At 33.7% G+C, this 6,213-nt stretch carries 6 protein-coding genes; all 6 read right to left on the reverse strand.

Annotation, left to right across the window (positions count from 1 at the left end):
• Positions 1–656: proton-conducting transporter transmembrane domain-containing protein (locus tag CK510_RS24495; RefSeq protein ID WP_281257081.1), on the reverse strand; the 656-nt coding region annotated here is incomplete at its 3' end.
• A 347-nt stretch (positions 657–1,003) separates the two neighbouring features.
• Entirely contained in the window at positions 1,004–1,180 is a 177-nt protein-coding gene (locus CK510_RS24500) for a hypothetical protein (protein WP_095724163.1), read from the reverse strand.
• A gap of 77 nt (positions 1,181–1,257) precedes the next feature.
• On the reverse strand, positions 1,258–2,268 hold the full coding sequence (locus CK510_RS24505; RefSeq protein WP_095724164.1) for a glycosyltransferase family 2 protein: 1,011 nt from the start codon (positions 2,266–2,268) through the stop codon (positions 1,258–1,260).
• A 188-nt stretch (positions 2,269–2,456) separates the two neighbouring features.
• Positions 2,457–3,743: an ABC transporter ATP-binding protein gene (locus tag CK510_RS24510; RefSeq protein ID WP_095724165.1), complete on the reverse strand. Its 1,287-nt coding sequence runs from the start codon at positions 3,741–3,743 to the stop codon at positions 2,457–2,459.
• 160 nt (positions 3,744–3,903) lie between these two features.
• Positions 3,904–4,773, reverse strand: coding sequence for an ABC transporter permease (locus tag CK510_RS24515; RefSeq protein ID WP_095724166.1), 870 nt, complete (start codon positions 4,771–4,773; stop codon positions 3,904–3,906).
• A 45-nt stretch (positions 4,774–4,818) separates the two neighbouring features.
• A complete protein-coding gene (locus CK510_RS24520; protein ID WP_095724167.1) occupies positions 4,819–6,093 on the reverse strand; it encodes a glycosyltransferase in 1,275 nt (424 codons plus the stop codon).
• Positions 6,094–6,213 lie beyond the last annotated feature (120 nt).

Consider the following 6,213-nt stretch of genomic DNA (forward strand, 5'->3'; position numbering starts at 1 on the left):
ATTGTGGGGTCAACTTTTGCTGTTGCAGCCCATGTTGCTAAATCAGTATAATTCCAAGTTCCTGCCAAGGGAAATAAACCCAATACCCCCATCAACAAGAACAAATCTCCTATCCGTTTGGTCAAAAATGCGTCACGGGCACCTGTCACCACTAAAGGTTGACTAAACCACAATCCTACTAATAAGTAGGTTCCCAGGGTCAATACTTCGAGAATTACATAGGTGAAGAATAGGTTATTACATAAAGCTAAAGCGCATAATCCCCCTTCAAATAGTCCTAGAAGTGAGAAAAAACGACCCCAACCCCAATCCATCTCCATATAACCAATGGCATAAATCTGCGCTAGTAAATTCAAACCGCAAATTACAACCATCGCTGTAACATTAACTGAAGATATTTCTATATCGATGGATAGATTTAAACCAGCAGTCGAAAGCCAAGGGATAAATATCTCTTTTGCTGGTTTATCCCAAGTTGCCGATAGTGCGATCGCGCTATGGATAAGTGAAGAAAACGTCATAATTAGGTTAACATAACCAGCTGGTCTTGGTCCCGTCCGACGTATAATTCCCGGTGACCAAGGTAGCGCCAAAAGCCCACCCAATAAGGCATAGCATGGCACCAACCAAACGGTGTCAAGCAAGTACTGAACCATCAATTTACCTCTAGATTTGCAGCATTAACCAAGGGCTGTCATCAATAATCTCTTCACCACTGACACCCAATATTGCAAGTTATGCAAACTTTATATTCACTTAATCTTGATAGTTATAGACTACCGTCATATGGCTCAAAAAGGAATTACTAGATTTAGAAGAATACATAATAATAACTCTAAGAAGTCCTTATATGTAGTTATATGTAGTTATATGGGCAATCATTACTATCTCAAACAACATGTATAGATATAAATCTATGATTGACATTTCTTAATCACCAGGTTTACTATCTATAGGTCTTTTATCAAAATAAAAAACCGAGTTTATGTTGTTTTATTCTCTTTTAGAAAGATTGAGAGGATTGAATATCAGCAACAAGTATCGACTGATTAATTTGGCTAATTGGTGCTGGTTTCATTTCACCACGAAAATCTAGAATTTGGACAATAATTAGATATGCAACTGCTAAAATAATCGAAATTGCACCAGTGAGAACAGCTACTATTTTCGAGCGATTCATGAATATATCCTAATGTTTAGTAACTCTACTAATATATAGCAATTTTAAATCATTTGTGTGAGCCAGTTTATTAAATATCAAACTAAATAACCAAATTGATTAATAAAAAGGTTCAATACTGAGCGAAAAATATTTTTAGTAATTAAAATCAGGCAAATAATTCTTTCTGTGCGTCTAAAGCCAATGATGGTTCTAACCAAATGGTAGAAGCGTTTGGTACTGTTCCCTTCAAAATTGGGGAATCGGTTTAAAGCTGCATCGACTAACTTTAAATATAGGGAATAATCAATAAAAAGTGCAGTTCTTGCCAAATCAAAATAACAAGCAGCCATTGCCCGACGATAATTATTTGAAAGTCTTTGCAAATCTAATAATTTTGATTCTGTTTTCTCTAAAACTAAACAATGGCAGGCTATCCAACGTGGTTTAGAACAGGTTGAAACGGTAACATCACCATATCTTCGATAAATAGAATAACAACCAGATTGATATTTAACTTTAGCACCATTAATCACAACAGAAAGAAAGAAGTCTCTATCTTGTACGGCAGGTAAATTTTCATCCCAACCATCACTATTATCAACTGAAGAACGTTTGTAGAGTAGTGCGGCAACGGCAACCCACCATGTAGCTAAGAGTGATTCTAAAATATCACTTTGTATTCCAGAAATCTCAATTTTACCAAGTTGAATTGTTCCATTATCGCGATGATATTGATATCTCCAATCTCCGTAAACAACATCTGCATCTGTTGTTTCTAAAAATTGTACTTGACGCTCGATTTTTTCCGGTAAAATATAATCATCTGCATCTAAAAATTGAATATATTCTCCATTTGATAGTGAGATAGCAAGATTACGAGCATGATTTCCTCCACTATGGGAAATACTGCGGTATTTTATTTTATTGGTATATTTATCGCTATAATTTTTGATGATTTCCCAAGAGTTATCTGTAGAACCATCATCAATAATAATAATTTCAATATTAGAGTATGTTTGTTGCAAGCAACTATCTATGGCTTCTGATAACCATCTGCTAGCATTGAAACAAGGAATAATAATAGATACTAATTTGGGTAGATACATGTCATTTCGATTTGAAAATTAGATTTGTACAAAAACTGCTCAACTGCTCATACCTCTGACTTGATTCAAGAAGTAGGGGATATTGGTTTTCACAAATGATTTAAAACTACTATATAAAAATAAATAGATAAAATATATTTTTTTTACATCTTCATTATTCTCAACTCCTAATTCCTAACTCCTAATTCCTAACTCTTCATTCCTAATTCCTGATTTATGACTTTCCACGTGCGAGGTTGATAAAATAGGGATTGACTAATCACTTTGTCTGACTTCACTAAAAATCGAAACGATTGGACTATATCTAATGATTTTACCCCTTGTTTGATATATATTTTGGCGTTATACAACCCAGGTAGCAAACAACAGTACGGCATTTGCATTTGGATTTCGACTTTACCGGGAAGTATTTGCAGAGACTCATCATCACTAGTTGAGGTAATATAGAGTATACGCTCACCTTGTCCAGATAAAGCATTGATTAATATCCCAACATTGGCATTCTCTATTTTCTGAGTCGCAAGACATGCGATCGCAAGGTTAGCAGGTTGATTACAAAATAGTGCTGAGATTATCTTACCTTGATTATCTTTGAAACATAAAGAACTAATATCAACTCCCATGCTTTCCGATTTTGCTTTGGGGGGTAAGTGGATAATATCTGAAGATGTTTGCGAGTTAACCATGCATAAGTCATCTTCATACCTACGGATAACATCAGCAGTATTACCACAAGTAATTAATTTACCTTTTGCTAAATAAATTGAAGATTCACATACATTAAGAATCACATGGGGGTTATGGGCAACTAAGATAAAAGCTGTACCTCTTTCTCGCAATTGTGCTAGCTTTTTATAGCACTTCATTCTAAATTTTATATCTCCAACAGCTAAGACTTCATCTATTAGTAATATATCGGGTTCGATGTGGACTGCACAAGCAAAACCTAAACGTGCTGCCATCCCCGAACTATAGGTTTGTACTGGAGCATCGATAGCTTCTTCTATTTCTGCAAAATCAATTACATCGTTTATTTTCTGATTTATTTCTCTTGTTGATAATCCGAATATCGACATATTTGCATAGATATTTTCACGTCCAGATAAAATTGGATTAAATCCTGCTCCCAATGCAATTAATGGTGCTATTCTACCGCGTATTTGAATACTACCAGTATCGGGTTTAATTAAGCCACTAATGAGACGTAGTAAGGTACTTTTTCCGGCTCCATTTTCCCCGATTAAGCCAATTGCTTCGCCTTTTTTTAGTTGAAAGCTAATGTTATCTAATGCCCAAAACTCTTGATTACGCAATTTTTCACTATTACGCTTTTTGGCGATTAATTCAGTAGCTATATCTTGAATAGCGTAAAACAAGGAACGTTTGAGGTTACGACAAAACTTTTTAGATACGTTTCTAACTGAAATTAATATGTTATTTTTATTTGTTTCTGTGGTATTCTCTTGCACAATCATTGTTATTATTTTCTTGATTATTTTTTATTTACAGTAATTTAAATATAATATAAAAATGATATTGGTATTTTCTAGTTTAATAAAGGTATTTATCTGCGTTTATCTGCGGTTAATTATTTGCTCTTGTACCTAACAAATATGAGAATTACTATATTGAAAATCAAGAACTAATACGTTCAATAACAAATGGCATTGCAATCCGAAAAAATATCCATGTCAGAATTAATCCGAAAAAAGTTATGGCACTGACAACCCAAAATTCTGTCGGTTGTGATAATTTAACATTAGTTGTCAGTTCCCTTGCTGTTACTAATAAAGGTGTAACTGGATTTAGCTGTACTAAAGTGCGAAATATTCCAGCTTTTGGAACTTGATAAACAACAGGAGTTAGAAACAACCAAAATCCTGTAATCAGATTCAATCCTCTTGATACATCTTGATATAAAAGTCCAAATGGTGCGATTAAAATACCTAAAAATAAACCCAGGAAAATTAAATGTAAAATTGCAACTGGAGCTAATAAAACTGTCCAACTTACGGATATTTGAAAGCAGAAAAATAATCCGATGATTAAAATTATTTTGATACCAAAATTAAAAATAATTTCACCTAATTTTGCTAATATCAACGCTTCACGTGGAAAATTGACTTTCGCAAGTATAGGTTTTGCTTGTATTAATGCTTCTAAAGGTGCATTTAATGATTCGAGAAAAGTTTGCCAAAGTGCAGTACTAAACATCACATAAGCAGGATAAGGTAAATCAGTTTTACCTACTTGAATGATACTAGCTTGATTAGCAAAGGTAAATCCTGTTGCCATAATTATTGGTGGTAAAAAAGCCCAAGTTATTCCTAATAAAGATTGACGATATTGGGAGTTTATATCACGTACCATCAATCTCCATGCAAGTTCACGAGCAGCGAATAAATCTCGTAACATTTGCTGAAACAATCTCAGAGGATGACGCAGACTGCTTTCAGATGTATAGGTTATTTCGTATATTTGTGGTTTGGAGATGCAATGTTTCATATTTACTATGACTTTTTTAAGAAGTTAGAGATATTTTGGTAGTTTCTAAGCTTTAATTCCTGATTTTTGATTGCTAGTTCGTGTAATTATATTTCCCGATACTTGTTTATATACTTCTATTAATTCCTGATTCAATTGATGTATATTGTAGTGTTTTTCAACATAACTCCTTCCAGCTTTTCCCATAGACAACCAAATTTCTGGATGTTCAATTAGATAAATAATTTTATTAGCAATTGCGTTTGCATCTCTTTCTGGAACTAAAAAGCCGGAAATCCCATCTTCGACAAGTTCGGGTATTCCTCCGTGGTAGGTTCCGATGACTGGTAAACCCATTGCCATTGCTTCTTTTAATGTATTTACAGGAGCATCTTGATTGCCATTTATAGCTGTTACACTAGGAGCAATAAAAATATGTGAATTATCTAATGTTTCAATGATTTCTTGCTGATTTTTCCAACCTAAAAGATGAATTTTATCTTTTATATCAAACTTATTTATAAGCTGTTGAAAATCTTTTTTTAAATAGCCTTCGCCAATAATGTTATATTCAAGATTGGGATAATCTTTTAAAATTTTTGCGACAGCACGAATACTATATTCAATACCTTTCTTTTCAATTAAACGACCAATTGTCACAATTCTTATTTGCCGATCGCATGAAATATAACGTGCTTTGAAAGCAAAGCGATCGCAATCTATTCCCGAACCATGTACAATGATTTTACTCGCTTCGCAACCAAGTTTAATCGCACGTTCACGGAAAAAATTGCAATTAGTTAGAAAAAAGTCACCTTTAGTAAATAACTCTTTGTAAATATCGTCTCCAAATTCCTTAATATACCAACTAATATCGTATCCACGAAAGCAAGTTATTAATTTCCCTCTAATCGCAGCAAGTTCCCGCAATCTCATTCCTTCAATCCCATACATGCCAAATTGACAGTGGATTATGTCATATGTTTGGGAATCTAAGAATGCTAAAATTGAGTAGAATAATCGCAGTGAAATCGCAGGTTTACCATACTTGAAAAAATTTAGCGATCGCAACACTGCCAAAGGTGCTTTTTTCAAGTTAATTATGATTAGCCAAATCGCCTGTAATACCCTGAATATATAATTTTCTGGCACTTCTACCATATAATGTGTATGACTGAGCAAACCATATTTAATCACATCTGAATGCAGTTTATTTGTATCATCAGGGTAATATGCATAGATATTAATCTCATGTCCAAGTTCAATCAACCCAATCACTTGATTGAGGATAAACGTTTCAGTTAAAGCTGGGAATTTCTCAACAATAAAGGCAATTTTCATACCATCCAATCAACAGCTATGTTGCTGTCATATCACTATTTATGAACGATATTCTTTAGCCATTAATAGGGTAAAATCGTAAATATCTACCACTAGAGAATAATTATCCTCAGTATATAC

The organism is Brunnivagina elsteri CCALA 953 (assembly GCF_002289455.1).
Taxonomy (GTDB): domain Bacteria; phylum Cyanobacteriota; class Cyanobacteriia; order Cyanobacteriales; family Nostocaceae; genus Brunnivagina; species Brunnivagina elsteri.

Excerpts from the sequence above, each read along its gene's own strand:
- CK510_RS24520 (WP_095724167.1), bottom strand. The coding sequence starts at position 6,093 with ATGAAAATTGCCTTTATTGTTGAGAAATTCCCAGCTTTAACTGAAACG.
- CK510_RS24515 (WP_095724166.1), bottom strand. The coding sequence starts at position 4,773 with ATGAAACATTGCATCTCCAAACCACAAATATACGAAATAACCTATACA.
- CK510_RS24505 (WP_095724164.1), bottom strand. The coding sequence starts at position 2,268 with ATGTATCTACCCAAATTAGTATCTATTATTATTCCTTGTTTCAATGCT.
- CK510_RS24510 (WP_095724165.1), bottom strand. The coding sequence starts at position 3,743 with ATGATTGTGCAAGAGAATACCACAGAAACAAATAAAAATAACATATTA.
- CK510_RS24500 (WP_095724163.1), bottom strand. The coding sequence starts at position 1,180 with ATGAATCGCTCGAAAATAGTAGCTGTTCTCACTGGTGCAATTTCGATT.